Genomic DNA, 26497 nt, shown 5'->3' with positions numbered 1-26497 from the left:
CCATCCCTTTTTGACGAATGGCATAGGAGCGAAACATGTTCGAGATCGGCGGCGCATGGCAGAGCACGCAGGCACTATATTATTGGCGATTTAGCGACGTCCGGTCGGCTCTAGCGGCCACCTCCGACCGTGAAACGCTGGGTGGTATCCACCGAACACGAAGTTCCGCTGTCTGCCCGTGACGGACAGCCCAGACAAGAGACTCGACATGAACGCACCCTTGACGATGCCCCAACACTCCGAGGTTGCTACGGCACCCTCTCATCAGCCCTTGCCCACACCGGGTGAACTCAAGCAGCGCCTGCCTCTGGAAAGTGATCTTGAGGCGCAGATCGAACGCCAGCGTGGCGAGATCCAGGCCATTCTCGATGGCCGCGATGATCGCCTGCTGGTCGTGGTGGGGCCCTGCTCGATTCACGACCCGCGCGCGGCGCTGGCATACGCCGAAAAGCTTAGCGAGCTTGCCGCGCGCTTTGATGACCGCTTGCTGATGGTCATGCGCGTCTATGTCGAAAAGCCGCGTACCACCGTGGGTTGGAAGGGGTTCGCCTATGATCCGCATCTGGATGGCAGTGACGACATGGCGCAGGGCCTGGAGGTTTCGCGGCGCTTGATGCGTGACATCGCTGCCCTGGGCATGCCCGTGGCCACCGAATTGCTGCAGCCGATGGCCGCGCCATACCTGGAGGACCTGCTCAGTTGGGTGGCCATCGGGGCGCGTACTACCGAGTCGCAGATCCATCGTGAACTCGCCAGTGGCCTGCGCGCCCCAGTAGGCTTCAAGAACGGTACTGATGGCAGCGTCGATGTCGCCATTGCTGCGATGCAGTCCGCTGCGCACCCGCACCGTCATTTCGCCCTCGACGATACCGGGCGCCCGGCGATGCGCGAGGCAGAGGGCAACCCGCATACCCACATCGTGCTGCGGGGCGGACATGGCAAGCCCAACTACGATGCGGACTCGGTGCATGCCTGTCGCCGCGAGCTACACAACGCCGGCATCGCGCCGCGCCTGATGATCGACTGCAGCCATGCCAATTCACGCAAGGACCATCGCCGCCAGATCGAGGTCATGTTCGATGTGCTCGAACAACGTCTGGCTGGCAATCGCGATGTGATCGGCGTGATGCTGGAAAGCCACCTGCACGAAGGCAAACAGCCGTTGCAGCCGGGGGCCATGCGTTATGGCGTCTCCATCACCGATGCCTGCCTGGGTTGGGAAGGTACCGAGCACCTGCTGACATTGGCCGCCGAGCGATTGCGTGACTCACGAGCCTGAAGGACTTCATCCTTCTGTCATATCGTCTCTCTAAGGTAAGGCACATATAACTTGTGCCCGACGATCCTGTCGGTCGATCGCCGTGAGGAGAGACCATGAGCAAGGAAATCGAGAATCACAGCAACCTGAATCCTAGCAATAACGAGCCGTTTTCATCGGTGATGGCACGCCATGTGTCGCGACGCGACATCATGCGCGGCGGCCTGAGCCTGGCCGCCTTGGGTATGTTGGGTGGCTTCGGCGGTCTCAATATGGCCAGGGCGCAGGAAAGCGGTGCCCAGAAGACGCCGCTGGCGCTGGCATTCGAATCGCTGCGTGGCTCGCGCACTGATGCCGTGGTAGTGCCCGAGGGCTATACCGCCCAGGTGTTGATTCCCTGGGGCACGCCGCTGGATGAGAAAGGGCCGACTTGGCATCACGAGCAGGAGATGACCGCCGAGACACAGGCCCGCAGCGTGGGGATGCATCACGACGGCATGCATGCCTTCCCGCTGGGCAAGGATAATGCCTCGCGAGACTTCCTGCTGGCCCTCAACAACGAGTACATCGACCAGAAGGCGCTCTGGGCGCCGCGCGGTGGGCCGACGAATGCCGATGCAGGCCAGCGTCCCGCCGACGAGGTGCGCACCGAGATCAACGCCCATGGCGTCACCATCGTGCGGGTTCGCAAGCAGGAAGATGGCCACTGGGTACATGTGCTCGGCGACGCCCACAATCGCCGCTTCACCAGCGCTACGCCGATGGACTTGGCAGGGCCCGTGGCCGGCAGCGACTATGTCAGAACCCGTTATTCAGCGGATGGCACGCGCACGCGAGGCACCAACAACAACTGTGCCAATGGCTTCACGCCATGGGGCACCTACCTGACCTGCGAGGAAAACTGGCCTGAGGTCTTCGTCAACCGAGGCGAGTTGAATATCGATGATGCGCGCCTGGGGCTGCCCACCGAACGCGGCCGCTATGGCTGGGAGACCGCCGCCGGCACCGATGGCGAGCGCGAGGACGAGTTCGCGCGTTTCGATGTCACACCGCAGGGTGAGGAGCCTCGGAACGACTATCGTAACGAGACACGCACCTTCGGTTATGTCGTGGAGATCGACCCCTACGCTGGTCAATCCCGGGCGGTGAAGCGCACCGCGCTGGGACGCTTTCGCCACGAGGGCTGCTGGCCTGGCAAACTAACCGCGGGAGAGCCGGTAGTTTTCTACTCCGGGCACGACTCGCGCAATGAATATATCTACAAGTTCGTCTCCGATGCCAAATGGGATCCGACGGATGCCAATCGTCCCGGTGAGGGTTACGATCGCTTGGCCTTGGGCGCCAAATATATGGACCAAGGCACGCTCTACGTCGCGCGATTCAACGCCGATGGCAGTGGTGAGTGGCTGCCCCTCGAACCGGATGCGCGCGTGGCAGACGGGCGCACGCTGGCGCAGGCCCTATCGCTGGCGGAGGACGATCGGGCAGGCGTCATCGTGCATACCTGCGACGCCGCCGATCTGCTCGGTGCTACGCCGATGGACCGTCCCGAATGGGGGACCGTCGACCCTGTGTCCGGTGAGGTCTACATGACGTTGACCAACAACGCCGACCGTACAGCGGAGAATACTCAGCCGACCTACACCCACGGCGGCGATATCGATGCTGCGGGTGCTGGCTATGCCACGGCTCCCACCAATGCCGCCAATCCACGGGCCGATAACGAAAGTGGTCAGATTCTGCGTTGGCGGGAGCGAGGCGATGATGTCACGCGTTTCGACTGGGAGGTGTTCGTGTTCGGTGCCGCCGCGGACGACACGACCAACCTCTCAGGGCTGACCGAACATAACCAGTTCGCCAGCCCCGATGGACTGTGGTATGACGCGCGGGGCGATGGCCAGGGCATCCTCTGGATCGAGACCGATAATGGCTACGATGGCGTCGCCGAGCAGACCAACGACCAAGTGCTGGCGGTGGTGCCGAATGCCTTATCACACGATAGTGGCCAAGCCTCGGTGGTGGATGCCGGCAATCAGCAGCATCTCAAGCGGTTCGCGGTCGGCCCCAATGGCTGCGAAGTAACGGGGATCTTCGCTACGCCCGACAAGACAGCGTTATTTATCAATATCCAGCACCCCGGCAATTGGCCGGCGAACCCCGATGCCGCGACGCAGGATGCCACGCGCGCTGCCGCTGACAACGTGCGTCCACGGGCGGCCACGGTCGTGATCCAGAAAGACGATGGTGGCCAGGTCGGGGTATAACTGAAAGCGATACAAGCGCCGCTACTTGGCTGGACGCTGAAAAGAAACAACGCCTCCGTCGCTTATTGCGGCGGAGGCGTTTTGTTTTAGGCTGCCTTCGAGCTTCGAGCTTCGAGCTTCGAGCTTCGAGCTTCGAGGTCAGGGCTTGGCGGCGTAGGCGTAGAGCAGGGTTTCCTGGGTGCTGACAGGTTCGGCATCGCCGGCGTCGAGGAGGCGATAACGACCATCGGTTTGTAGCTCCCAGCTTTGGCAGTTGTCTACCATGTAAGTTGTCAGGTCCTTGCGCACGCGCTGGGCGAGCTTCTTGTCGAGCAGTGGGAAGCAGGTCTCCACGCGGCGAAACATGTTGCGCTCCATGAAGTCCGCGCTGGAGCACCAGGTTTCGGGCTTGCCGCCATTGTGGAAGTGGAAAACGCGGGTGTGCTCCAGGAAGCGGCCGATGATCGAGCGCACCCGGATATTGTCGGAGATTCCTTCGATCCCGGGGCGCAGGCAGCACATGCCGCGAACGATCAGGTCGCACTGCACGCCGGCGCGCGAAGCGCGATACAACGCGCGGATCAGCTGCGGCTCGGTCAACGAATTGCACTTGATGATCAGCTGTGCCTTGTGACCCTTTTCCGCGTAGCGCGCTTCGCGATCAATCATCGACACCAGGCGGTCGTGCAGCACGAACGGCGCGTGCAGGAGCGTATCGATCTGACGCGGTTTGCCCATTCCCGAGAGCTGCTGAAAGACTTTGTGAACATCTTCGCACAGCGTCTCGTTGGCAGTGAGCAGACTGTAGTCGGTGTACAACTTGGCGGTCTTGGAGTGATAGTTGCCGGTGCCTAGATGCGCGTAGTAGCGCAGCGCACCGCGTTCACGGCGGACCATGTGGAGCATCTTGGCATGGGTCTTGTAGGCCATGACGCCGTAGATGACGATGGCGCCGGCTTCCTGAAGACGCGATGCCAGCGCGAGGTTGTCGGCCTCGTCGAAACGCGCCCGCAGCTCGATGACCACGGTGACTTCCTTACCGTTGCGTGCGGCATCGACCAGGGCGCTAACGATGGGCGAATCGGCGCCGGTTCGGTACAGGGTTTGCTTGATCGCCAGCACGTCCGGATCGCTGGCGGCCTCCTGGAGCCAGTCCTCGATCAGTGCAAACGACTGGAAGGGATGGTGCAGCAGAATGTCGTTCTGGGCGATCTGCGAGAACAGGCTGACGTCGCTCTTGACCTGACGCGGTAAACCGGGCGTGAAGGTGCGATACAAAAGATCGGGGCGGTCGACGTCGCTGAGTACCGACATCAGCCGGGTAAGGTTGACCGGGCCGGATACGCGGTACAGATCCGCCGCCTCGAGTTCGAACTGGGTGAGCAGGAAGTGCGTCAACCGGTCGGGGCAATTATCGGCCACCTCGAGGCGTACGCCGCTGCCATAGCGTCGTGCCAGCAGTTCCCCGCGCAAGGCCGAGGCCAGGTCCGAAACGTCTTCGGGGTCAACGGCCAGATCGGCGTTGCGCGTCAGGCGGAATTGGTAGCAACCGCGCACCTGCATGCCGGGAAATACCTCCTGAGCATGGGCGTGGATCATCGACGACAGGAAGACATATTCGGTATAGCCAGCCTCGCTCAGCTCGCGTGGCAGGCGCATCAAGCGTGGCAGCGAGCGTGGTGCGGGCAGGATGGCAAGTCCCCCTTCACGACCGAAGGCATCGGTGCCTTCGAGTTCGACGATGAAGTTCAAGCTCTTGTTAACCAGGCGCGGAAAGGGATGCGAAGGGTCGAGGCCGATGGGGCTGATCACCGGCATGATCTCCTCGGCAAAATACTCGCGTACCCAATCGGCCTGGGCCTCGGTCCACTGCGTACGGCGCCGGAAGCGTAGGCCCTGTTCCTCGAGCGCGGGAATCAACGTCTCGTTGAGGATGTGGTATTGCCGCTCGACCTGCTCGTGGGCGATGCGCGATATCTCGGTCAGCACCTGGCGTGGCGGCATGCCATCGGCGCCGCTTTCCTCGCGGGCCAGGGCGATCTGATGCTTGAGTCCGGCCACGCGAATCTCGAAGAACTCGTCCAGATTGGAAGAGAAGATCAGCAGGAACATCAGCCGGTTGAGCAGCGGATGCGAAGGGTCCAGGGACTGCTCGAGTACACGGATATTGAACTGCAGGTGCGAGAGCTCACGGTTGAAGTACAGTACTGGATCGTCGAGATCGGCCCCGGGGGATGGCGCGGGCTTGGCGTGAATGCCCGTGCGCGTGCGGTTGACGCGAAGCGGGGGTGTTTCACCGCCCTCCTGAGAGGTGACGTTGTCGCTACCGAGGGGAACATCGGAAGAGCGCGTACCGTCCATCATGAGCTCCCTGTCGTCGGGGGTGACCAACTATTGGGGCGACAGTATGACGCTCCTTTGTGACAGATATATGACAGTGGCGGCGGGCTAGAAGAGCGGTCCACCTATCGGGATATCAGCTTTCGCTATGTGACTCGTCATCAGTGTCGTGCCGGCGACGCGGAACCAGGCGGCCGAAGAGAATGCCGATCTCGAACAGCAGCCACATGGGGACGGCGAGCAGGCTCTGGGAGACCACATCCGGGGGTGTCATCAGCATGCCGACCACGAAGCAGCCGACGAGCACGTAGGGGCGTTTCTTGCCGAGACTCTCGACACTGGTCGCGCCGGTCCAGATCAGCAGGAAAGTGGCGATGGGAATCTCGAAGGCCGCACCGAAGGCGAAGAAAAGCTTGAGCACGAAATTGAGATACTGATTGATATCGGTCATGACCGTGACGTTCTCCGGCCCGGTGTGGACAAAGAAGTCGAACAACAGGGGGAAGACCGCGAAATAGGCGAAGGCCACGCCGCCGTAGAACAACAGGATGCTCGAGGCGAGCAGGGGAAATGCCAACGTCTTCTCGTGCCGGTAGAGGCCCGGCGCGATGAATGCCCAGGCCTGGTAGAGCACGAAGGGAACGGCGATGAACAAGGCCGTGAACAGCGTCAGCTTGAAAGGCGCCAGGAACGGTGAGGCCACCTCGGTGGCGATCATCTGCGCGCCTTCTGGCAAGAGCGCCATCAGCGGGTCGGCAACGAAGCTGTAGATGTCATTGGAGAAGGCGTAAAGCGCCGCGAAGATGGCGACGATCACGGCTACCGCCTTGACTAGCCGCGAGCGCAGCTCGATCAGGTGTTCGACCAGGGGTGTCTGGGCGTGCTCCTCCGGCTCGCGAGACGATGTATCGCTCATGGGGTGTTGGAATCCTTGGCGGACGAGGCATCGGGTGTTTCACGGGAGGTGGCAGGACGTGCCGCCGAGGCGTCATCATCCGGTCCAGGTGCCGCCGGGTCCCGGCGTGATCTGGCGTGATGCGTATCGGTGTCGTCGGCGTGGCGTTCGACCCCGTCGCGGACCTTGTGCAGACCGGCATCGAGCTTGCGTTGTTGCTCGTTGAGCTTCTGGCGCAGATCCTCGGCTTCCAGCTGTGCGTTGATTTCACGCTGCATGCCGGACACTGTGCGCTTGATCTTGCCGATCCATAGGCCCACGGTGCGCGCCGCCGTGGGCAGACGCTCGGGCCCTAGCACCAACAGGGCCACGACACCGATGATCATCAGTTCGAGAAAGCCCATATCGAACATGGCGGTTACTTCCGCTCGGAGGTTTCGTCGGCCTTGGACGATGGAGAGGCTTTCGATTGGGTGTCGAGCGTCTCGTCGTTTGCCTCATGCTCGACACGCTGCTGCCTCGTGTCCTCGTCGTCTTGCGCTTTTTGCTGTTCCTCTTCGCCGACGGCGCTCTTGAAGCCTTTAACGGCGCCTCCCAGGTCGCTGCCGAGGTTGCGGAGCTTCTTGGTACCGAAGATCAGGATGACGATGCCGAGAACGATCAGCAGTTGCCAGATACTGATTCCACCTAACATGGGAGCTCTCCTTCATGCTCGGATGTGGCCGAGCCGATTAGCGTGATTGTCGTGCCGCCTTCTCGTCCAGGCCGGAGACGCCGAAGCGACGGGCCAGCTCGTCCAGAACGGCTTGGTGATCGATGTCCAGATGCGACAGCATCACCAGGCTATGAAACCACAGGTCGGCGGTTTCGGCGACCAATGCCTGACGCGTTTTATCGTCGCCGTGTTCGGCATCCTTGGCGGCAAGCAGGGTTTCGGTAGCCTCCTCACCAACTTTCTCCAGGATCTTGTTGAGGCCCTGGGCATGGAGCTTGGCAACGTACGAGCTGTCGGGGGCGGCATGGCGGCGTGCGGCCAGGACGTCCGATAGCTGGGAAAGCGTATCACTCATGATGTGACGGTTCCGAGACAAAGAGGATGATGGGTAGATGATAGCAGCAACATTGCGCGCTGAGAGGGGATGTTAACGCCAGGCAATCAATAGCAGGCCGAGCGCGGCGGCGGTGAGCACTGGCCAGGGCTGATTATGCGCCCATTCCCAGAGAGGCTGCCAAGCTAAAGCGATGGCAACCAACAGCGTTCCGAAGCGTAGCCGTCGCGCCCGTGTTCCGGCACCGCGCAAGCGCCGCCGCAAGGCATTGAGCGCCTCGGTTTGCTGGCGCTGCTGGCGGTGGCTGTCTTCATTGCGGGTGAGGGCCTGGTGGGCTAGCACGGGCAGCTCGGGCAACTGTCGCGAGAGTTCGGGCGCGTGCTTGGTCAAGGCGTCCCAGAAGCCGCGTGGCCCGGCGCGCTCCTTCATCCACTGTTCCAGGTAAGGCTTGGCGGTGCTCCACAAGTCCAGGTCCGGGTACAACTGGCGGCCGAGCCCTTCGATGTTGAGCAGCGTTTTCTGCAACAGCACCAACTGCGGCTGGACTTCCATGTTGAAGCGCCGCGCGGTCTGAAACAGCCCCAGCAGCACCTGGCCGAAGGAAATGTCCTTGAGCGGCTTCTCGAGAATCGGCTCGCAGACCGCACGAATGGCGGCGGCGAACTCGTTGGCGCGGGTGTCCTCGCCGACCCAGCCCGATTCGATGTGCAATACGGCGACTTCGTAGTAGTCCTGGCGGAAGAAAGCGAGCAGGTTGCGGGCCAGGTAATCCTGGTCCTCGCGGGTCAGGCTGCCGACGATCCCGCAATCGATGGCGATGTACTGCGGATCGTGCGGATTGTCGGCGGACACGAAGATATTGCCGGGGTGCATGTCGGCATGGAAGAAGTTATCGCGAAACACCTGGGTGAAGAAGATCTCCACACCGCGCTCGGCGAGTCGGCGCAAGTCGATGCCGGCCGCTTGCAGGGCGTCCATGTCGGCCACCGGAATGCCGTGGATACGCTCCTGAACCATTACCTGCTTGCGTGTCAGCGACCAGTGAATCGCCGGCACGTAAAGCAGCGGCGAATCGCGGAAGTTGCGCTTGAGTTGCGAGGTGTTGGCCGCTTCCTTGTGCAGATCCAGTTCATCGAACAGCGTGGCCTCGTAGTCGGCAACGACCTCGACGGGACGTAGACGCTTGGCTTCGGGAACACGCTTGAGCAGGTGCGCGAAGGTATACAGCAGGCCGATGTCCTTGCGTATCACGCCATCGATGTTGGGGCGAATGATCTTGACCACTACCTCTTCGCCGCTGTGCAGGCGCGCGCCGTGCACCTGGGCGATCGAGGCCGAGGCAAGCGGGTCGCGAGTAAACTCGGCGAAGGCGGCATCGATGTCCATGCCGAGTTCTTCTTCTACCAGCGCACGGGCCTGCTCGCCGGGAAACGGCGGTACCTGATCCTGTAGACGTTTGAGTTCGTCAGCAATATCCGGCGGTAGAAGATCACGGCGGGTGGATAGCATCTGGCCGAACTTGACGAAAATCGGGCCCAGGTCTTCGAGCGCCAGGCGTAGGCGCTTGCCCCGAGTATGCGCTCCGGTGGGCAGCAAGCGCAGTGGCGAGAGCTTCATCGCCACGCGCAGTATGCCGGGGAGGCGCGCTGCGGGAATCAGGGTGTCGAGGCGGAAACGCGCGATCACCCAGCCGATACGAAACAACCGCAAACTCACGACGCGTGCTCCTCCTGTCGGCGACGTTCGATTTCGCGGACCAGCTGGTCCAGGCGCGCTTCGAGTCGGTCGGTGGCCAGGCCTAGTTGCGTCAGATGCTCGCGGGCGATCTCCCATTGCGTACGACTGGGCAGTAGCCGTGCTTCTTCGGTCAGGTATTCATGCACGTCGCGTCGCAACTCGCCGCGTGTGCGCAGGCCGAAGCGGTTCAGGCGTCGCAAGCCTTGCGACAGGCTATGCGCGGGCATGTCGCCTAGCCAGTTTGCGAGCTCGGCTTCCCAGTCGATTTCCAGATCACTGAGCAACTGACTGGCGCGTTCGAGTACATGTGTGCGTCCGCGCACCGACAGCCGCCCGGCGAACATCAGCGCCTCGACACGTTCGCCACTCAGCAGCGCGCCCAGGGTCTCGACATCCAGCTCGACGACCACGTCGCTATCGGCCTCGTCGGGATCGTGCTGGGCGAGCAGGGTGATGCCGTGGGTGTCGAAACACACCAGCACCGCCAGGGACGGGCGTTCCAGACGCAGCGATATGCACTGTCCGGCAAGCTGTTCCAAGCGCGAGGGCGAAGCGGGATCGTGTGCCAGCAGCCCGTTGATCAACGTTTCCGCGCTGGCCAGCAGGGGAGTGAGCATCACCGGCATGACGGCCTCATAGTTTGATGCCACGGTGCAGGGCGACGACGCCCCCGGTCATGTTGGTGTACTCGACACGTTCGAGCCCGGCGTCTTCCATCATCGCCTTGAGGGTTTCCTGATCGGGATGCATGCGAATCGATTCGGCCAGGTAGCGATAGCTCTCGCCGTCCTGGGCGACCCATTCGCCCATACGCGGCAAGACGCGGAAGGAATATTCGTCGTAGAGGCGCGACAGCGCAGCGCTCGCCGGCTTGGAAAATTCCAGTATCAACAGGCGGCCGCCAGGCTTGAGCACGCGCGCCATGGAACGCAGCGCGGCCTCCTTGTCGGTGACGTTGCGTAGGCCGAAGGCGATGGTGATGCAGTCGAAGCTGTTGTCGGCGAAGGGCAGCGCTTCGGCATTGGCCTGCACGTATTCGGCATTGTCGCCGACACCGTTATCGAGCAGCTTGTCGCGGCCCACATGCAGCATCGAGGCGTTGATGTCGGCGAGGACCACACGACCGCGAGGACCGACCAGGCGCGAGAACTTGAGCGCAAGGTCGCCGGTACCGCCAGCGATATCGAGCACGTGATGGCCGGGGCGGACACCGGCACGCTCGAGCGTCAGGCGTTTCCAGAGGCGATGCACGCCGAACGACATGAGATCGTTCATGACATCATAGCGGGCGGCGACCGAATGGAAGACTTGCGCCACCCGGTCGGCTTTCTCCTCGATCGGAACTTCCTGATAACCGAAGTGGGTCGTGCGCTTGTCCATGACCTTTCCTTGGGCAGGCGTGGAGTGCCCGCGCGGTGCGTGGAAGTGGAGTTGTATTGTAACGTCGGCCCCGGCGTTTGTCGCCACGCCGGGGTGTCTTATAACTCCTTGATGGTGATGGTGGAAGGCTCGCGTGAGGCACCGGCTTCCTCGAGACGGCGCAGGTAATCGGCCCACCATTGCTCTTGATGGTGGGCCATTTCATAGAGGTAGTCCCAGCTGTACAGGCCGCTGTCGTGGCCATCATCGAAGTGCAGCTTGAGGGCATAACGCCCGACCTGGGTGATGTTCTGGAGGCCGACATCCTTCTTGCCAACCTGCAGGACAGCGGTGTCCGGGCCGTGGCCGCGAACCTCGGCGGAGGGCGAGAACACGCGCAACAGCTCCGTCGGCAGACGGTAGGATGTGTCATCGGCATAGCCGAGCTCTAGCTCGCGAGCTTGCTTGTGGTAATGGATGCGTGTGGGAACGGGTGCGGACATGAACACCTCCGGTGAGAAGGAAGACGGAAGAAGCAAGAAGGAAGAGGTACGTCAGGGTAGAGGTTCCTCTTCCTTCTTCCGAGGCGCGAAGCGCCGGTCTTCCGACTTCGAGCGGCGTAGCCGCGTCTTAGAGAATGTACCGCGACAGGTCTTCGTCGGTGGCTAGTTCGCCGAGTTGCTCGTCGACATAGGCGGCATCGATGGTCAGCGGGCTTGCCATGTCGCCTCCCTGGAAGGATGGCTCCTCGAGCAGGCGTTCCATCACCGTATGCAGACGCCGGGCGCCGATGTTTTCGGTGCCTTCGTTGACCTGCCAGGCGATCTCGGCGATGCGCGTGATGCCTTCATCGGTGAAGTTCACCTCCAGGCCATCGGTGGCCAGTAGCGCCTGGTATTGTCGGGTCAGTGCTGCGGATGGCTCGGTGAGGATGCGCTTGAAGTCATCCGGCGTCAGCGCTTGCAGTTCCACACGGATCGGCAGGCGCCCCTGCAATTCGGGGATCAAGTCCGATGGCTTGGAGAGGTGGAACGCTCCCGAGGCGATGAACAGGATATGGTCCGTATTGACCATGCCATGCTTGGTGGACACCGTCGACCCCTCGATCAGCGGCAGCAGGTCGCGCTGTACGCCTTCGCGGGAGACATCGCCGCCGCTGCCTGAGTCACCCCCCTTGGCGACCTTGTCGATCTCGTCGAGGAAGACGATGCCGTTCTGCTCGACCGCCTCGATGGCGCGGTTCTTGATTTGCTCTTCGTTGACAAGCTTGGCGGCTTCTTCGTCGTGCAGCAATCGCCTTGCTTCCTCGACGGTCACGCGACGCGACTCCGACGTCTGCTTGCCCATGTTGGAGAACATGCTTTGCAGCTGATTGGTCATCTCTTCCATGCCCGGCGGCGCAGAGATATCGACATTACCGCCTTGAGGCGTGACCTCGATGTCGATCTCCTTGTCGTCGAGCTGACCTTCGCGAAGTTTCTTGCGGAAGGTCTGACGTGTCGAGGAGTCGTCGTGGGCATGGTCGTACTCGCTGCCGCGCGGCCGGGGTAAAAGTGCGTCGAGAATGCGCTCTTCGGTGGCGTCCTCGGCCTTGTGAGCGACTTCTTCCTTGGCCTGCTCGCGGACCATCTTCATGGCCATCTCGACCAGGTCACGGACGATCGACTCGACGTCGCGGCCGACATAGCCCACTTCGGTGAATTTGGTCGCCTCGATCTTGATGAATGGCGCCCCGGCCAGCTTGGCCAGGCGGCGGGCGATCTCTGTCTTGCCGACCCCCGTGGGGCCAATCATCAGGATGTTCTTGGGCACTACCTCGCCGCGCAGACTGTCGTCGAGCTGCATGCGGCGCCAGCGATTGCGCAGGGCGATGGCCACCGAGCGCTTGGCTTCCTGCTGGCCGATGATGTACTGATCCAGTGCGTGGACGATCTCGCGGGGAGTCATCTGTGTCATGACGAAGCCCTATGCTGCCCGGGAGCGGTGAGCGTGACTCACAGCTCCTCTAGGGTGATGTTTTGATTGGTGAAGACGCAGATATCGCCGGCGATTTCGAGCGACTTCTCGGTAATGGCGCGCGCGTCGAGCTCGGTGTTCTCGAGCAGGGCGCGTGCGGAGGCCTGGGCGTAGTGGCCGCCGGAGCCGATGGCGATGATTCCGCGTTCGGGTTCGACGACGTCGCCATTGCCGGTGAGGATTAGCGAAGCGTTCTTGTCGGCCACGGCGAGCATCGCTTCCAGACGCCGCAGGGCACGGTCGGTGCGCCACTCCTTGGAAAGCTCGACGGCGGCCTTGACCAGATGTCCCTGGTACTTATCCAACTGGGCCTCGAAGCGCTCGAACAGGGTGAAGGCGTCGGCCGTGCCGCCGGCGAAACCGGCCAGCACCTTGCCATGGTGAATGCGGCGTACCTTGCTGGCGTTGCCCTTCATCACCGTGTTGCCGAGCGAAACCTGACCATCGCCGGCGAGGGCGACATGTTCGCCGCGACGTACGGATACGATCGTGGTCATGGATGGGAGCTCCTTGTGGGGTGTCGGGCACCCGATGACTTGATTGCCGAGGCGCCTGTGGCCCCCAGGCGATAAAACGGTGGCGACGCATGCCATTGTGCTTACGGTAATGCGGGCGGCAAACAGGGAAATCAAGCCGCCCGGTCACTCCTTCAGTTCTGCAGCTTGATCAGCAGTGGCTCGATGCCTTGTGTCACCATCAGATCCTGGGCGCGCGTCAGCTCATTCGTGTCTTGGTAGGGGCCGACCTGAACACGATGCCAGGTTTCGTTGTTGGAGGTTTGCACTTCGGTGATCTTGGCGATCAGTCCGAGATCCTGAAGCCGGCTTGCGAGACGCTTGGCATCGGCGACCTTGCGAAACGAGGCCGCCTGCAGCATGTACTTGAGCCCATCGGCTGAAGGATCGGCCACCACCTCGTCAGCACGGTCGTCAGCACGGTCGTCGCTGGTGTCCGGCGATCTCTCGCCATCGCGACTGGGCACTGCGGTGTTATCCACCTTGGGTGCGATGACCTCCGATTCCGGTAACAAGGTATAGAACTCGAAGGTCGGCATGCGCGACTCGGCGGCGTCCTCGTTGGCAGTACCGCTTGATGAGGCGCCATCGCCTGTATTACCCGCCGAATCGCTGCCGGACGAGGCGCTATTGGAGGACTTGGGCATTACCGTGGCGACCGGTTCCGGGGCCGACTGCTGGAAGTATTGGGCGAGCGCGAAGCCGGCGATCAAGCCGACTACGCCCCATAGCCATCCAGGGAGTCCCGCGCGCGATGACTTGGTCTGGCGCTTGCGACTGGTGGCGCCGCGTGACGTAGCGCGAGAATTGCTTTTTCCTTTCTGGGCAGGGCGACGAGCCATGCTTACATCTCCTCGGGTGCACTGACGCCCATCAGGTCGAGGCCGTTGCGCAGCACTTGCCGCGTGGCCAGGCCCAGTGCCAATCGGGCATTGCGCAATTCATCGTCGTCGACCATGACTTTGACCGCGTTGTAGCAGGTGTGGAAATCGGAGGCCAGGTCCATCAGGTACTGGGCAACCTGCTGTGGCTCGCGGGTCTGGGCGGCCCGTTCGACGACTTCCGGGTAGCGTGCCAGGCGGTTCATCAGCTCTTTCTCCTGCCCGGTGTCGAGCCGATTCAGATGCTGCATGCCCAGCGCATGATCGAAGGCCTTGGCGTCGGATTCGGCGCGGCGCATCATGCTGCACACGCGCGCATGAGCGTACTGGATGTAATAGACCGGATTGTCGTTGGACTGTGAGCGGGCAAGATCGATATCGAAGGTCAACTGCGAATCGGCACGCCGTGCGGCGAGGAAGAAACGGGTGGCATCGCGGCCCACCTCATCGATTAGATCGCGCAGGGTCACGTAGCTGCCGGCACGCTTGGAGAGCTTGACCTCGACCCCGGAGCGCGTGACCAGCACCATCTGATGCAGCACGTAGTCCGGCCAAACTTGGGGGATGCCGGTTTCCAGCGCCTGGAGGCCGGCCCGCACCCGGGTGACCGTGGAGTGGTGATCGGCGCCTTGCTCGTTGATCACGGTGGTGAAGCCACGCTGCCACTTGTCGTGGTGGTAGGCGACGTCCGGCAGGAAGTAGGTGTAATCACCGTCTTTCTTGCGCATCACCCGATCCTTGTCGTCACCGAAGTCGGTGGTGCGCAGCCAGGTCGCGCCGTCTTCTTCATATGTATGGCCGCCGTCAACGAGCGCTTTCACCGTGGCGTCCACCTTGCCGTCGTTGTACAGCGAGGACTCCAGGAAGTAGACATCGAACGCGACACCGAACGCCTTGAGGTCGAGGTCCTGCTCGCGACGTAGGTAGGCAACGGCGAAGTCCTGGATGGCATCGAGATCGTCGGCATCTCCTTTGCCGGTGACTTCTCGGTCATCGGCAGTAATCGTCTCGCCGGCCAGATACGCCTTGGCGACATCGACAATGTAGGCGCCGCGATAGCCGTTCTCGGGCCACTCGGCGGTCTCTGGCGTGAGACCTCTCACGCGGGCCTGCACCGATTGGGCGAGATTGTGGATCTGGACACCCGCATCGTTGTAGTAGAACTCGCGAGTGACATCGAAGCCGGTGGCTTCCAGAAGCCGGCACAGACAGTCGCCGATGGCGGCACCACGCCCATGGCCGACGTGTAGCGGCCCGGTGGGGTTGGCGGAGACGAATTCCACCTGCACCTGTTGGCCCTGGCCACTCAGGCTGCGCCCGAAGGTATCGCCAGCATCCAGAATGCTGGGCACGACCTGAGCGATGGCCTCGGTGGCGGCGAAGAAGTTGATGAATCCGGGGCCGGCGATGTCGACCTGGCGTATGGCGGTGCTTTCCGGCAGCGCTGCGACCAGCGCCTCGGCCAGCTCGCGTGGCTTGCGGCCGGCTGGCTTGGCCAGCGTCAGCGCGAGGTTGCTCGCGTAGTCGCCATGGGCCTTGTCCTTGGTAGGCTCGACCTTGACGGTCAGCGGGGTGTCCGCGGGCAGAATGCCTTGCTGCTTGAGCTGCGTGCCGGCGGCCTCGAGCAGCTCGATGATGGTCTCTTTCATGAAATTCCGATGTCCTGTGTCTGGCGCGCGACAGGCCGGCGAGCGCCAGGCTGCGCTAAGAGCGTTGGGTCGGTCATTATCGGCGATTGGCCGCCGCCTTTAAACCCAAGCGCGCCATACCCGCCGGCGGAGGCAGACGCACTGTCGGGGGTGGCTCAACTCAAGGTTTGCGGGTCGATGTCCAGCGAGGCGCGCACGCGTCGGCCATCGGGATGATTCTCCAGCCATTGCACGAGCCAGGCGCAGGCGCGGTGCAGGCTGCTGCGTCGCGTGTCGGAGAGCATCACTTGCATGTGGTAGCGGTTCTGGCGGCGCTCCATGGGCGCAGGTACCGGGCCCAGGCAGGTGACGGTCGATCCCTGGGCGGCCAGCCATTCACGCAGCGCCTCGGCGGCGTTGCCGGCGACGTCGGCGACGTGCGTCTCGCGTGCCGCCTCGAAACGTGCCAAGGCGAGATGGCGGTAGGGGGGCAGGCCGGCCAGGCGACGCTCTTCCAGCAGTTGGCCGGCGAGCGCTTCATAGCCGCTGTCGGCGAGCAGGCGCAGGTTGGGGTCGTCGGGATGCAGGGTCTGGACCAGCACGCGTCCAGGATGCTCGGCGCGGCCAGCGCGACCGGCGACCTGCACCAGCAGTTGAGTACTGTGTTCGAGGGCGCGGAAGTCGCTGGCGTAGAGGCCAGCGTCGGCGTTGACCACGACCACCAGCGTGACATGCGGCAAGTGATGGCCTTTGGCGAGCATCTGGGTGCCGACCAGCAGGCTGGGCTCGCCGCGTCGAATCTCGCGCAGGATCTCCTCGAAGGCTTGCTTGCGCCGAGTGCTGTCACGGTCGATGCGGTGCACGGGCGTCTCGGGAAATAAGGCGGCCAGCGTTTCCTCGGTGCGTTCGGTGCCGCTGCCCAGTGGGCGCAGGTCGCCACTGCCGCACTCCGGGCAGGCATCGGGCAGCGGGCGGTGAAAGTCGCAATGATGGCAGACCAGTTCCTGGGGCTGACGGTGCAGCGTCATGCGAGCATCGCAATGTGGGCACTCGGCTAGCCAGCCGCACGCGTGGCATGCCAGAGAGGGAGCGAAACCGCGCCGATTGATGAAAACCAGCACCTGGTTGCCCGCGTTAAGGGTCTGGCGGATTGCCTCGATGGCGGGGGCGATCAAGCCGCCCTGACGATGGCGTCCGCGTAGGTCGGTCAGCTCCAGACGTGCCGGGGCATGCCGGTTGGCGCGTTGCGTCAGACGCAGATGGCGGTAGCGGCCACTACGGGCCTGGGCGAGGGTCTCCAGTGCTGGTGTGGCGCTGCCCAGCACGATGGGGATGTTCTCGCGGTGGGCGCGGGCGATGGCCAAGTCACGGGCGTGGTAGCGCAGGCCTTCCTGTTGTTTGAAGGAGCCGTCGTGTTCCTCGTCGATGATGATCACCCCGGCAGCGGCCAGGGGAGTGAAGACCGCCGAGCGGGTGCCGATGACGATCGGGGCTCGGCCGGTACGCGCGGCATCCCAGGCATCCAGACGTTCGAGGTCGGTGAGTCCCGAATGCAGAGCGACCACCGGGACTCGAAAGCGTTGCCGGAAACGGGTCAGTGTTTGCGGTGTCAGGCCGATCTCCGGCACGAGCACCAGCGCCTGGCGGCCTCGCGCGAGCACCGCCTCGATGAGCTGCAGGTAGACCTCGGTCTTGCCGCTGCCGGTGACGCCGTACAGCAGACACGGATGATAACGCTCGAGACCTTCGTGAATCTCGGCAAGGGCGCCCGCCTGTTCGCGGGTCAGTGGCAACGAGGGTTCGGCGAGCTGCGAGCTGGATTCTTCCTCGGTGGTCGTCAGTCGCTCTTCGTGGCACTCGACGAGATGCTTGGCCTGCAGGCCTTCGAGCTGTGCGCGGGTGAAGCCTTGCGCGGTGACCGCGCGAGTTATCAAGCCGCGTGGGTGCTGGCGCAGCATCGCCAGCAGTTCGGCCTGGCGAGGCGCGCGTTCGAGCGTGCCGGTATCGCCGTCGCGCGCTATCCAGCGCTCCTGGTGACGGGCCTGCAGTGGCCGTCCCTGGCGCAAGGCGACAGGGAGTGCCTGGGTGATGGTGTCGCCCAGCGGATGCTGGTAGTAGCGTGCGGTGAAGCGACACAACCACCACCAGTCACCGGGCAGGGGAGCATCGTCGAGACACGCCAGCACGGCCTTGAGCTGTGCGTCCGGCACGTCGCTGCGTTCGGGGCACTCGACCACTACGCCGATGAGCTGGCGACGTCCGAATGGCACCTTGACGCGAAGCCCTGGGCGCCAACCACAGGCGGGAGTCTCGCGACAGGGGCGATAGTCGAAGAGGCGTCGCAACGGCGTGGGCAGGGCAACTCTGAGTAGTCGCGGCGTATGATCGGTGCTCGACAAGAGTCCTCCGAAAGGGTGGCGGCACATGGCGTTGCAGGCGCTACGTGCCTTTTCAGCGATGTCAAGGCGCTGCTATAATATGTGCCCCTTCGGCTGTGGGCCAAGGCGAGTATCGTCAGGGTCGCATGCCGAATCAATCGGTTGCATCTTTATCAACCCGTGTGCGGTGCCTGGCATCGACCAGGTGGCGGCGCACCATAGCGTGAGGCAGCAAAATGAAACAAGCGATTCATCCCGAATACAAGAAGGTCTCCGCCACCTGTTCCTGTGGCGCGACCTTCGAGCTGGGCTCCACGGCCAAAGACGACTTCTACCTGGATGTCTGCTCGCAGTGCCACCCGTTCTACACTGGCAAGCAGAAGCAGGCGACCACCGGTGGTCGTGTCGAGCGCTTCAACAAGCGTTTCGGTGCAGCGATCAAGCGCGGCTGATTCAAGAAGCCGTTATGTAGGCGCTATCGCCGACGTTCGAGAAACCCGCCAAATGGCGGGTTTTTTTATTTTTGAAAAGTCGAAAACGACGCTCTGATAAGGTTTGTTTTATGCCTGGTTAGTCGGGCATAAGTTTCAATAAATGGATGGCAATTGCTTCAAAAGTTCGCTTAAAAGTCTTTAATGTCGCGAACTTGGCACAAGTTGTTTGGCGAAGTCTTTTTCTATATTCTGGCGATCATGCCTCCATGCAGACGATTGGAAAAAGCTCATGAGTGACGAAAAAAGACAGGCAGCGCTGGAGTATCACGCCAAGCCAACTCCCGGCAAGTTATCCGTCGAACTGACCAAGCCCACCGAGACATCGAAACATCTGGCCCTGGCGTATAGCCCCGGGGTGGCCGAGCCGTGTCGCGAAATCGCCAAGGACGTGGAAAACGCCTATCTGTATACCGGCAAGGGCAATCTGGTAGCCGTGGTCTCCGACGGCAGCGCAATCCTTGGTCTGGGCAATCTAGGCCCCTTGGCCAGCAAGCCGGTCATGGAAGGCAAGGGCGTGCTGTTCAAGCGCTTCGCGGGCATCAACTCCGTGGACATCGAGCTCGATGCCGAGAGCCCGCAGGCCTTCATCGATACCGTGGCACGTATCGCCGATACCTGGGGCGGCATCAATCTCGAGGATATCAAGGCGCCGGAGTGCTTCGAGATCGAGCAAGCGTTGATCGAGCAGTGCAATATTCCGGTCTTCCACGATGATCAGCACGGCACGGCCATCGTCACGGCCGCAGGGCTGCTCAATGCCCTGGATATTGCTGGCAAGCCCCTCGAAGATGCCAAGATCGTTTGCCTGGGCGCGGGCGCGGCGGCCATCGCCTGCATGAATCTGCTGGTCTCGTGTGGCGCTCGCGCCGAGCATATCTATATGCTCGATCGCAAAGGCGTGGTGCACAGTGAGCGTGACGATCTCAACCAGTACAAGGGAATGTTCGCCACCGAGACGTCGCGGCGTACGCTGGATGATGCCATCGAGGGCGCCGACGTCTTCGTGGGGCTGTCCGGTCCCAACCTGCTCAAGCCCGAGCAGCTCGAGCGAATGGCGGTAAGTCCGGTGGTTTTTGCTTGCTCCAACCCCGACCCCGAGATTCATCCGGACGTGGCCAACGAGACTCGTGATGATGTGATCATGGCCACCGGACGTTCCGATTACCCTAACCAGGTCAATAACGTGCTGGGCTTTCCCTTCATCTTCCGTGGCGCGTTGGACGTTCGCGCCACGCGTATCAATGAAGAAATGAAAGTGGCGGCCGTGCATGCCCTCAAGGACCTGGCGCGTGAGCCGTTGACCCGCGAGGTGCTGGATGGCTATGGCATCGAATCGCTGGAGTTCGGGCGCGGTTACATCATTCCCACGCCGCTGGATTCCCGGTTGCTCGACAGAGTCGCTTCGGCAGTGGCGCAAGCGGCGGTAGATAGCGGCGTGGCACGCAAACCCTATCCGGCACATTATCCGTTGACCAGCATCAAGGACGTTTACGGGCCGCTATAGTCGCGCGCCGAACAGGCATGATAGCTAAGGGCCGCTCAGGGGAGCGGCCCTTAGTAGTTGTGGGGCTGCGTTGGTCGGTGTCACCAGCTGTAGAGCAGTGACATCGAGGTAGTGCGATCGGTGTTGGCTTCGGCGCCATCCGGTGGATTCGTGTTGTTCTTGACCTCAAAAGACATCTTGAGCGCCAGGTGCGAATTGAGCTGGGAGGTCAGCGACGAAATCGAGCGCGTCGTGGTGTTGGGTTCGGCCGCCTCTACAGAAACTGCCTGCTCGAAGTAGGCGCCTTCCGAGATGTTCCAGCGATAGTCGAGTGCAGCATAGGCCAAGCCCAGATCGTCTTCATCGCCGTCCTGGTAGGCATCGTGACGATAGCCTGGGCCGAATTCCGTGGACAGTGTGTGCGTCGGCCCGTCGAGCCACTGGCGGCCATAGCCACCGATAGTTGTGAACTGGAAGTCGTAACCGCTGAAACGATCTTTTTCCCAGCGTCCGAAACCGAACAGGTAGTGAGGGCCCTCCAGCTCATAACGCTCGCGGCCGCCCAGCAGGTACTGCTCGGTGCTGGTTTCATCGTTTTCCTGAACGCTGCGCGTCTCGCCACGCAGAGTATGCGTATGGCGACCCGTCAGCCAGGTGAGGCGTCCCTTGGCGAGCAATGTTTGACTGTTACTGTTTCCGGAGAGGTGCGTATAGCCGAGTTCGGCCTCGCCGCTCATCTTGGGGGCATCGTCCTGCGGTGCAGGCGGTGCGTAGAACAGATCGGCGTGCACCGGAATGGCACAACCGAACAGCATGATCAGCAATAGCCATCGCGAGTCTCGCGACACGAGCATGATGGACTCCCTTTCAAAAACGGTTGTCGGTCAGTGGCGTGGGAGCTGGCGCGTTCATGGGGGTGGCCTGCAAGGCCACCCATGGAGTGTCGACTAGAAAATGGCATCGTAAGTGCCGGTACCTTGTGAGCCGCTGCTGTCCTCGAGTTCGGGTTGGATCGAACGCGGCTTGTAGTCGGGGAGATTGTCCTTGCGGAAGATTTCCTGCATGCCGCCCGATTGGTCGTTATGCAGGCGCAGTCCGGTCTCGGGATCAATGCGGACTTTGACGATATCGTCGGGGCGCGAGGGCATGCTTTCGGGTTGGCCTTGAAGCGCCTGCCCCATGAACGACTTCCAGATCGGCAAGGCGGCTTGCGAGCCGTATTCACCGGTCGTGGAATTGTCGTCCTTGCCGACCCAAACGGTGGCCACCAGGTCGTCGTTGAAGCCCGAGAACCAGGCGTCACGTTGATCGTTGGTGGTGCCGGTCTTGCCGACGATATCAGGACGGTTGAGATCCAATGCGCCGCGTCCCGTGCCCTTTTCGATGACGTCACGCATCATGTCGCGGATGATGTACATCTCTTCGGGCGTGGCTACGCGCTCGGCGATGCGGCGGGTTTCACCGTCGAGTGCGACGGTCTTCTGGTCGGGGTCGCACTCCTGGCATGCCACCACGGGGTTGGCCTCTTCAACCAACGCGTTCTTGCTGCCATGAGTAACCGACTGGATATACCACGGCGCGACCTTGAAGCCGCCGTTGGCCAGCACGGCATAGGCATTGGCCATTTCCAGCGGTGTCAGCGACGCGCTGCCCAGGGCGAGCGAAAGGCCATGTGGCAGCCGGTCCTTGGAGAAGCCAAAGTTCGTCAGGAATTCCAGCGTGTTATCCAGGCCTAGCGACTGCAGCACACGAATCGTGACCAGGTTGCGCGACTGGTAGAGGCCGACACGCAATCGTGTGGGGCCGCGGAATTTGCCCTCGGCGTTTTCGGGACGCCAGTCGCCGCCGACATCGGACATGACCACAGGCGCATCGTTGATGATCGTGGCGGCGTTCATCCCGTTGTGTAGTGCGGCGAGATAGATGAAGGGTTTGAAGATCGAGCCTGCCTGGCGCTGCGCCTGGATGGCGCGATTGAATTTGCTCGACGAGAAGCTGAAACCACCCTGAAGGCCACGAATAGCGCCGGTTTGAGGATCCATGATGACGATCGCGGCCTGGGCGCTTGGTACCTGGGAGAGACGCCAGTCGCCATCCTCGGTGTGCATGACGCGAATCAGGTCGCCACGCTGGGCGATGGCTTCGGCGTTGTCCGGTGTCTCGCCGCGCCACTCGGCGCTGTGGTACGTGCGCGCCCAGTCTAGCCCGTCCCAGCCGAGTGTTACCACGCCATCCTCGCGTGTCAGGACGCGCATCTGGCGACCCTCGGTTTCCACGACGATACCCGGCTCCAGTGGGCCATGCCGGGAGGTGCGGTCGAGCACCTTGACCCAGTTGCTGACATCCCCGTCGATTCCCTCGACCGACTCTTCGCTGCTCTTGGCAGCCTGGCGTGCGGTTTCCATGACCTCGGGAGATTCGGATAACTCTTCTTCGAGCCCTTGAGAATCCGTGCGGTCCTGGGCTTCCACCAAGCTGGAGGGAATGTCGGTTTTTTCGGGGCCACGCCAGCCATGGCGAGTATCGTAATCGATGAGCCCGTTGACCAACGCGTCGCGCGCGTCGGCCTGCATGCGGCTGTCGATGGTCGTCTTGATCTGGTAGTTGTCGGTATAGGCATCGTCACCGAAGCGTTCCACGGCATACTGGCGCGCCATTTCGGCGACATAGGGAGCCTCGACTTCGAACTGCGAATGCGCTCGGTGAGCCGTGACCGGGGCCTTGACGGCGGCCTGGTACTGAATCGGGTCGATGAAGCCGAGTTCGCGCATGCGCAGCAATACCCAGTTGCGGCGAATCAACGAGCGCTCGGGGTTGTTCAGGGGATTGAGCGCCGAGGGGGCCTTGGGCAGGCCGGCGAGCATGGCCAGTTGCGGCAAGTCGAGCTCAGCAAGCGGTTTGTCGTAGTAGCCTTCGGCGGCCGCCCCGATGCCGTAGGCGGCATTCCCGAGATAGATCTTGTTGACGTAGAGCTCGAGAATTTCCTGCTTGTCGAGTACCTGTTCCATCTGCAGCGACAGCAGGATCTCGCGAATCTTGCGCGTGAAAGTACGGTCCAGCGTCAACAGGTAGTTACGCGCTACCTGCATGGTGATGGTGCTACCCCCCGATTGAATGTTGCCACTGGTGGCAAGCTCCATCGCCGCGCGAGCAAGCCCTTTGGGGTCAATGCCGGGGTGTTCGAAGAAGCTGGCATCTTCGGCCGCCAACAGCGCGTCGATGTAGGATTGGGGAATGTCATCGTAGCTGACCGGCATGCGGCGTTGATCGCCGAACTCGCCGATCAGCTTGTCGTCACGCGTGTAAACGCGTAGCGGTGTCTGCAGTTCGAAGTCCTGCAATTGACGAACATCGGGCAAGCCCGGGGCGAAATAGATACCGGCGCCGATGATGGCCAGTACGCAGCCCAGCCCCAAAGACACAATTAGCCATAGGATGGACGTTAACAAGCGTTTGAAAAGCTTCATGAAAAGGCGTTTTCCGTCGTCTCGGGTGGCGGTCTGGCCGCAATGAATGGTGCAATCCTTTGCCATTGGCATTATAAGAACGCAGCCGCATGGGGGCTAGCGTTGATGCAAATCGACTGTCACGGCAGTATACATAATGTAACCTTACGCAATGTGGCGTGCCTCATACGATAGTGTGGCACGCTGATAACAAAGCGGCTTGCCCGTTACAGGGGCAGCGGGTTGGCTCGATGAACGACAATACCGAGCGCCACGCCATGCCGAAGAATATTGCAGGGGTATGACAGTGTGGCGGTTTAAAAAATCCCAGCAGGGCCTGGTGGGGGTGGATATAACCTCGGCCACCGTCAAATTGATCGAGCTCGATCATGCGGGGGCGGGCCAGCGTATCGCCAGTTACGCCGTGCGCCCATTGCGTGAAGGCGCGGTAGTGGAGCGGCGCATCCGCGATCTCGACGAGGTGGCCGCGACGTTGACGCGTGCGGTCGAGCATGCGCGTCCGTATTCACGGCACGCGGTGGCGGCAGTGCCCGCCAGTGCCACGATCACCAAGACGCTGACCTACCCGGTGACCCTCAGCGACGATGAGGTCGAGGCCCGCATTCAGCTCGAATCCGAGCGCCATATCCCGTTTCCGCTCAATGAAGTCGCCTTCGATTTCCAGCGCGTGGGACTCAACGCTCGCTACCCCGACCAGCAAGATGTCTTGCTGGTGGCGTGTCGCCTGCAGGACGTCGACCATCTTGCCGACGTTCTTCGCCGTGCCGGCCTCGAGCCCGCCGCGGTCGACGTGGAATCCTTTGCCATGGAGCGTGCGGCCAGCGAGCTGCTGCGTGACGAGACGCCGTCTGGCCAGGCGGGAGAGTGTGCTGCGCTGGTCGATATCGGCGCCAACATGAACGCCTTCCATGTGCTCATCGACGGGCGCATCGCCTATACCCGCGACAACGTGCTGGGCGGTCGTCACTTGACCGAGGAGATCCGAAAGCGCTACGGCCTGAGCCTCGAAGAGGCGGGACTGGCCAAGAAACGCGGTGGTTTGCCCGAAGACTACGGGCATGAGGTGGTGACGCCGTTCATCGACATGCTGATTCAGCAAATCGGCCGCTCGCTGCAGCTTTATCATACCTCGGGACAGCCGCGTGATATCCAGCGCCTGATTCTGGCGGGTGGTTCGAGTGTCATTCCGGGGCTGCGTGAACGCCTCGAGGCGCAAAGCGGGCTGAAGGTAGTGATGGCCAACCCGTTCGAGCGTATGCGGGTGGCGTCACGCGTCGACGTGCAGGCGCTTGCCAGCGATGCACCGGCGATGCTCACTGCGTGCGGCCTGGCGATGAGGGGGCGGCGATGAGTATCGAAATCAATCTGTTGCCGTGGCGTGAAGCGCATCGGCAGCGGCGTACGCGGCGCTTTTACATGGCCTTGGTAGGCGTAGCGGTGTTGGCACTGCTCTGCGCCTTGGGGGTATCGCGCTGGTATCAGGCGGGGATCGATGCCGAGCGTGGCCGCCTGGCCCTGATCGAGCGCCGCATGGAAGCACTCGAAAAAGACATCGACACGGTCAAGGACTATCGCGAATTGCGAGGACGGATGCTCGAGCAGATCGGCCTGATCCGCGAGCTGCAGTTCAGCCGTCCACAGACGGTGCGCATCTTCGATCAGTTGGCGGCAACGCTGGTCGATGGCGTGCATTACGACCGCTTGGTGCGGGAGGGCGAGCGACTCGAGCTGAGTGGTCTGGCGCGTTCCAATCGACGTGTGTCCGAGCAGTTGCGGCAACTGGCCGCCTCGCCAGACTTCGGCACGCCGGTGCTTTCCGACGTGCAGTCGGCCGGCGACGATGCGACGCTGAAGCGTTTCAACCTCAGTGTCGAGGCGCGTACGCCTCGCCGTGATGCCAAGGAGGCGCCATGAGTCTGCGCTCACAGTGGCGGCAGTTGCGCGAGGTCGAGTGGCGCGACCTGGATCTCAAGGAAGCCGGTACCTGGCCGGCGTTGCTGCAGGCGATGTGCCTGGTAGTGCTGTTTCTGGCCGTCTTCTGGGTGGCTCAGTGGTACGTCGCCGCGTCGCGCCAGGAAACTCTGGAGAGCTTGCAGGGGCGCGAGGGCGAGCTGCTCCGGAAATATGAAACCCGTGCCTATCAGGCGTCTAATCTCGAGCAAATGCGCATGCAGATGGCGGAGCTCGACACGCGCATGCAAGCATTGTTGAAAATGCTGCCCTCCGATACGGAGGTCCCGGCGCTGCTGGATGACATCAGCGATGCGGCGCAGGACCATCGACTCGCCATCGAGTCGATCCGGTTGCGCTCGCCGGTGCCGCAAGACTTCTACATCGAGCAGCCCTTCGATATCCAGGTACGAGGCGGTTATCACGACATTGCCGCCTTCCTGTCCAGCGTGGCGGCACTGCCGCGTATCGTGACCCTGCATGACTTCTCGCTGTCGCCAGTGGGCGATGGCGATACGCTGCGTCTGTCGCTACTGGCCCGTACCTACAGCTATCGCGAAGACGCTGATCCCAAGGCCGAGGGGCGTGACGATGATTGAATGGCTGACGACCTCCAGGCGCTGGGATGTCCTGCTTGCGGCGCTGGTCGGAATGGTGCTGCTGGGCGGTTGTCGCGATGCCCAGATGACCGCCCTGGACGCGCACCTGGATGCCCTGCGCCAGCAGCCGGAGGGTAGCATCGAGTCGCTTCCTCCTGCGCCGGTGTATCGCACGGCGCATTATTCGCAGGCCCAGCAGCGTAGT

Annotated in this window: 24 protein-coding genes; 8 read left to right on the top strand and 16 right to left on the bottom strand. The window is 62.2% G+C overall.

The window, feature by feature from the left end; translation table 11 throughout:
• Positions 1-208: 208 nt before the first annotated feature.
• Together OP496_RS13805 and OP496_RS13800 are read left to right on the top strand one after the other, a co-directional pair.
• A complete protein-coding gene (locus OP496_RS13805; RefSeq protein ID WP_280562732.1) occupies positions 209-1279 on the top strand; it encodes a 3-deoxy-7-phosphoheptulonate synthase in 1071 nt (356 codons plus the stop codon).
• Positions 1280-1374: 95 nt separating this feature from the next.
• The gene (locus tag OP496_RS13800; protein WP_280562733.1) at positions 1375-3522 is read left to right on the top strand and encodes a PhoX family phosphatase; all 2148 of its coding nucleotides are present in this window, start codon (positions 1375-1377) and stop codon (positions 3520-3522) included.
• 138 nt (positions 3523-3660) lie between these two features.
• Here the strand turns inward: OP496_RS13800 and ppk1 are convergent, their stop codons facing one another.
• The 14 genes from ppk1 to OP496_RS13730 form a co-directional block, all read right to left on the bottom strand.
• Positions 3661-5862 (bottom strand): polyphosphate kinase 1, encoded by a 2202-nt coding sequence (gene ppk1 / locus OP496_RS13795; RefSeq protein WP_280562870.1) that lies wholly within the window; start codon positions 5860-5862, stop codon positions 3661-3663.
• A gap of 115 nt (positions 5863-5977) precedes the next feature.
• Positions 5978-6757, bottom strand: a complete 780-nt coding sequence (gene tatC / locus OP496_RS13790) for a twin-arginine translocase subunit TatC (RefSeq protein WP_280562734.1) — start codon at positions 6755-6757, stop codon at positions 5978-5980.
• Entirely contained in the window at positions 6754-7149 is a 396-nt protein-coding gene (gene tatB, locus OP496_RS13785) for a Sec-independent protein translocase protein TatB (RefSeq protein WP_280562735.1), read from the bottom strand. Before tatB ends, tatC begins: the two co-directional genes overlap by 4 nt.
• A 5-nt stretch (positions 7150-7154) precedes the next feature.
• A complete protein-coding gene (gene tatA / locus OP496_RS13780) occupies positions 7155-7430 on the bottom strand; it encodes a Sec-independent protein translocase subunit TatA (RefSeq protein ID WP_280562736.1) in 276 nt (91 codons plus the stop codon).
• 37 nt (positions 7431-7467) lie between these two features.
• Entirely contained in the window at positions 7468-7806 is a 339-nt protein-coding gene (locus tag OP496_RS13775; protein WP_280562737.1) for a phosphoribosyl-ATP diphosphatase, read from the bottom strand.
• A 72-nt stretch (positions 7807-7878) separates the two neighbouring features.
• Positions 7879-9501: a ubiquinone biosynthesis regulatory protein kinase UbiB gene (ubiB, locus tag OP496_RS13770; protein WP_280562738.1), complete on the bottom strand. Its 1623-nt coding sequence runs from the start codon at positions 9499-9501 to the stop codon at positions 7879-7881.
• The gene (locus tag OP496_RS13765) at positions 9498-10148 is read right to left on the bottom strand and encodes an SCP2 sterol-binding domain-containing protein (protein WP_280562739.1); all 651 of its coding nucleotides are present in this window, start codon (positions 10146-10148) and stop codon (positions 9498-9500) included. Before OP496_RS13765 ends, ubiB begins: the two co-directional genes overlap by 4 nt.
• 7 nt (positions 10149-10155) lie before the next feature.
• On the bottom strand, positions 10156-10902 hold the full coding sequence (ubiE, locus tag OP496_RS13760) for a bifunctional demethylmenaquinone methyltransferase/2-methoxy-6-polyprenyl-1,4-benzoquinol methylase UbiE (protein WP_280562740.1): 747 nt from the start codon (positions 10900-10902) through the stop codon (positions 10156-10158).
• Positions 10903-11000: 98 nt separating this feature from the next.
• The gene (locus OP496_RS13755; RefSeq protein WP_280562741.1) at positions 11001-11384 is read right to left on the bottom strand and encodes a DUF971 domain-containing protein; all 384 of its coding nucleotides are present in this window, start codon (positions 11382-11384) and stop codon (positions 11001-11003) included.
• A 127-nt stretch (positions 11385-11511) separates the two neighbouring features.
• On the bottom strand, positions 11512-12837 hold the full coding sequence (gene hslU, locus OP496_RS13750) for an ATP-dependent protease ATPase subunit HslU (RefSeq protein ID WP_280562742.1): 1326 nt from the start codon (positions 12835-12837) through the stop codon (positions 11512-11514).
• A gap of 38 nt (positions 12838-12875) precedes the next feature.
• A complete protein-coding gene (gene hslV, locus OP496_RS13745) occupies positions 12876-13394 on the bottom strand; it encodes an ATP-dependent protease subunit HslV (RefSeq protein WP_040239597.1) in 519 nt (172 codons plus the stop codon).
• 152 nt (positions 13395-13546) lie between these two features.
• Positions 13547-14254 carry an SPOR domain-containing protein gene (locus tag OP496_RS13740; RefSeq protein WP_280562743.1) on the bottom strand — a complete coding sequence of 236 codons (708 nt, stop codon included), beginning with the start codon at positions 14252-14254 and terminating at the stop codon, positions 13547-13549.
• A 2-nt stretch (positions 14255-14256) separates the two neighbouring features.
• Positions 14257-15942, bottom strand: a complete 1686-nt coding sequence (argS, locus tag OP496_RS13735) for an arginine--tRNA ligase (protein ID WP_280562745.1) — start codon at positions 15940-15942, stop codon at positions 14257-14259.
• Between the two features lie 155 nt (positions 15943-16097).
• Positions 16098-18347: a primosomal protein N' gene (locus OP496_RS13730; RefSeq protein ID WP_280564280.1), complete on the bottom strand. Its 2250-nt coding sequence runs from the start codon at positions 18345-18347 to the stop codon at positions 16098-16100.
• Positions 18348-18535: 188 nt separating this feature from the next.
• Here OP496_RS13730 and rpmE point away from each other — a divergent pair, with 188 nt between their 5' ends.
• Both rpmE and OP496_RS13720 read left to right on the top strand, forming a co-directional pair.
• A complete protein-coding gene (rpmE, locus tag OP496_RS13725; RefSeq protein WP_280562747.1) occupies positions 18536-18751 on the top strand; it encodes a 50S ribosomal protein L31 in 216 nt (71 codons plus the stop codon).
• A gap of 271 nt (positions 18752-19022) precedes the next feature.
• The gene (locus OP496_RS13720) at positions 19023-20297 is read left to right on the top strand and encodes a malic enzyme-like NAD(P)-binding protein (RefSeq protein ID WP_280562748.1); all 1275 of its coding nucleotides are present in this window, start codon (positions 19023-19025) and stop codon (positions 20295-20297) included.
• Positions 20298-20377: 80 nt separating this feature from the next.
• Here OP496_RS13720 and OP496_RS13715 read toward each other — a convergent pair whose 3' ends face one another.
• Together OP496_RS13715 and OP496_RS13710 are read right to left on the bottom strand one after the other, a co-directional pair.
• Positions 20378-21130 carry a DUF481 domain-containing protein gene (locus OP496_RS13715; protein ID WP_280562749.1) on the bottom strand — a complete coding sequence of 251 codons (753 nt, stop codon included), beginning with the start codon at positions 21128-21130 and terminating at the stop codon, positions 20378-20380.
• Positions 21131-21223: 93 nt separating this feature from the next.
• Entirely contained in the window at positions 21224-23743 is a 2520-nt protein-coding gene (locus OP496_RS13710; protein WP_280562750.1) for a penicillin-binding protein 1A, read from the bottom strand.
• A 280-nt stretch (positions 23744-24023) separates the two neighbouring features.
• Here OP496_RS13710 and pilM point away from each other — a divergent pair, with 280 nt between their 5' ends.
• From pilM to OP496_RS13690, 4 genes are all read left to right on the top strand, one after another.
• A complete protein-coding gene (gene pilM, locus OP496_RS13705) occupies positions 24024-25094 on the top strand; it encodes a type IV pilus assembly protein PilM (RefSeq protein ID WP_280562751.1) in 1071 nt (356 codons plus the stop codon).
• Positions 25091-25657: a PilN domain-containing protein gene (locus OP496_RS13700; protein WP_280564279.1), complete on the top strand. Its 567-nt coding sequence runs from the start codon at positions 25091-25093 to the stop codon at positions 25655-25657. Before pilM ends, OP496_RS13700 begins: the two co-directional genes overlap by 4 nt.
• Positions 25654-26292 (top strand): type 4a pilus biogenesis protein PilO, encoded by a 639-nt coding sequence (locus OP496_RS13695; RefSeq protein WP_280564278.1) that lies wholly within the window; start codon positions 25654-25656, stop codon positions 26290-26292. Before OP496_RS13700 ends, OP496_RS13695 begins: the two co-directional genes overlap by 4 nt.
• Positions 26285-26497: hypothetical protein (locus tag OP496_RS13690; RefSeq protein ID WP_280564277.1), on the top strand; the 213-nt coding region annotated here is incomplete at its 3' end. The genes OP496_RS13695 and OP496_RS13690, both read left to right, overlap by 8 nt.

It is taken from the genome of Chromohalobacter sp. 48-RD10, from assembly GCF_029889785.1.
In the GTDB taxonomy this organism is placed as follows: domain Bacteria; phylum Pseudomonadota; class Gammaproteobacteria; order Pseudomonadales; family Halomonadaceae; genus Chromohalobacter.
Note: the sequence above shows the minus strand (reverse complement) of the source record. Positions and strands in the feature narration are given on the sequence as shown.

Excerpts from the sequence above, each read along its gene's own strand:
- ppk1 (WP_280562870.1), bottom strand. The coding sequence starts at position 5,862 with ATGGACGGTACGCGCTCTTCCGATGTTCCCCTCGGTAGCGACAACGTC.
- OP496_RS13715 (WP_280562749.1), bottom strand. The coding sequence starts at position 21,130 with ATGCTCGTGTCGCGAGACTCGCGATGGCTATTGCTGATCATGCTGTTC.
- OP496_RS13710 (WP_280562750.1), bottom strand. The coding sequence starts at position 23,743 with ATGAAGCTTTTCAAACGCTTGTTAACGTCCATCCTATGGCTAATTGTG.
- OP496_RS13730 (WP_280564280.1), bottom strand. The coding sequence starts at position 18,347 with ATGTGCCGCCACCCTTTCGGAGGACTCTTGTCGAGCACCGATCATACG.
- tatA (WP_280562736.1), bottom strand. The coding sequence starts at position 7,430 with ATGTTAGGTGGAATCAGTATCTGGCAACTGCTGATCGTTCTCGGCATC.
- OP496_RS13700 (WP_280564279.1), top strand. The coding sequence starts at position 25,091 with ATGAGTATCGAAATCAATCTGTTGCCGTGGCGTGAAGCGCATCGGCAG.
- hslU (WP_280562742.1), bottom strand. The coding sequence starts at position 12,837 with ATGACACAGATGACTCCCCGCGAGATCGTCCACGCACTGGATCAGTAC.
- OP496_RS13695 (WP_280564278.1), top strand. The coding sequence starts at position 25,654 with ATGAGTCTGCGCTCACAGTGGCGGCAGTTGCGCGAGGTCGAGTGGCGC.
- hslV (WP_040239597.1), bottom strand. The coding sequence starts at position 13,394 with ATGACCACGATCGTATCCGTACGTCGCGGCGAACATGTCGCCCTCGCC.
- OP496_RS13800 (WP_280562733.1), top strand. The coding sequence starts at position 1,375 with ATGAGCAAGGAAATCGAGAATCACAGCAACCTGAATCCTAGCAATAAC.
- tatC (WP_280562734.1), bottom strand. The coding sequence starts at position 6,757 with ATGAGCGATACATCGTCTCGCGAGCCGGAGGAGCACGCCCAGACACCC.
- pilM (WP_280562751.1), top strand. The coding sequence starts at position 24,024 with ATGACAGTGTGGCGGTTTAAAAAATCCCAGCAGGGCCTGGTGGGGGTG.
- OP496_RS13755 (WP_280562741.1), bottom strand. The coding sequence starts at position 11,384 with ATGTCCGCACCCGTTCCCACACGCATCCATTACCACAAGCAAGCTCGC.
- tatB (WP_280562735.1), bottom strand. The coding sequence starts at position 7,149 with ATGTTCGATATGGGCTTTCTCGAACTGATGATCATCGGTGTCGTGGCC.
- OP496_RS13765 (WP_280562739.1), bottom strand. The coding sequence starts at position 10,148 with ATGCCGGTGATGCTCACTCCCCTGCTGGCCAGCGCGGAAACGTTGATC.
- OP496_RS13720 (WP_280562748.1), top strand. The coding sequence starts at position 19,023 with ATGAGTGACGAAAAAAGACAGGCAGCGCTGGAGTATCACGCCAAGCCA.
- ubiE (WP_280562740.1), bottom strand. The coding sequence starts at position 10,902 with ATGGACAAGCGCACGACCCACTTCGGTTATCAGGAAGTTCCGATCGAG.
- argS (WP_280562745.1), bottom strand. The coding sequence starts at position 15,942 with ATGAAAGAGACCATCATCGAGCTGCTCGAGGCCGCCGGCACGCAGCTC.
- OP496_RS13775 (WP_280562737.1), bottom strand. The coding sequence starts at position 7,806 with ATGAGTGATACGCTTTCCCAGCTATCGGACGTCCTGGCCGCACGCCGC.
- OP496_RS13740 (WP_280562743.1), bottom strand. The coding sequence starts at position 14,254 with ATGGCTCGTCGCCCTGCCCAGAAAGGAAAAAGCAATTCTCGCGCTACG.
- rpmE (WP_280562747.1), top strand. The coding sequence starts at position 18,536 with ATGAAACAAGCGATTCATCCCGAATACAAGAAGGTCTCCGCCACCTGT.
- OP496_RS13805 (WP_280562732.1), top strand. The coding sequence starts at position 209 with ATGAACGCACCCTTGACGATGCCCCAACACTCCGAGGTTGCTACGGCA.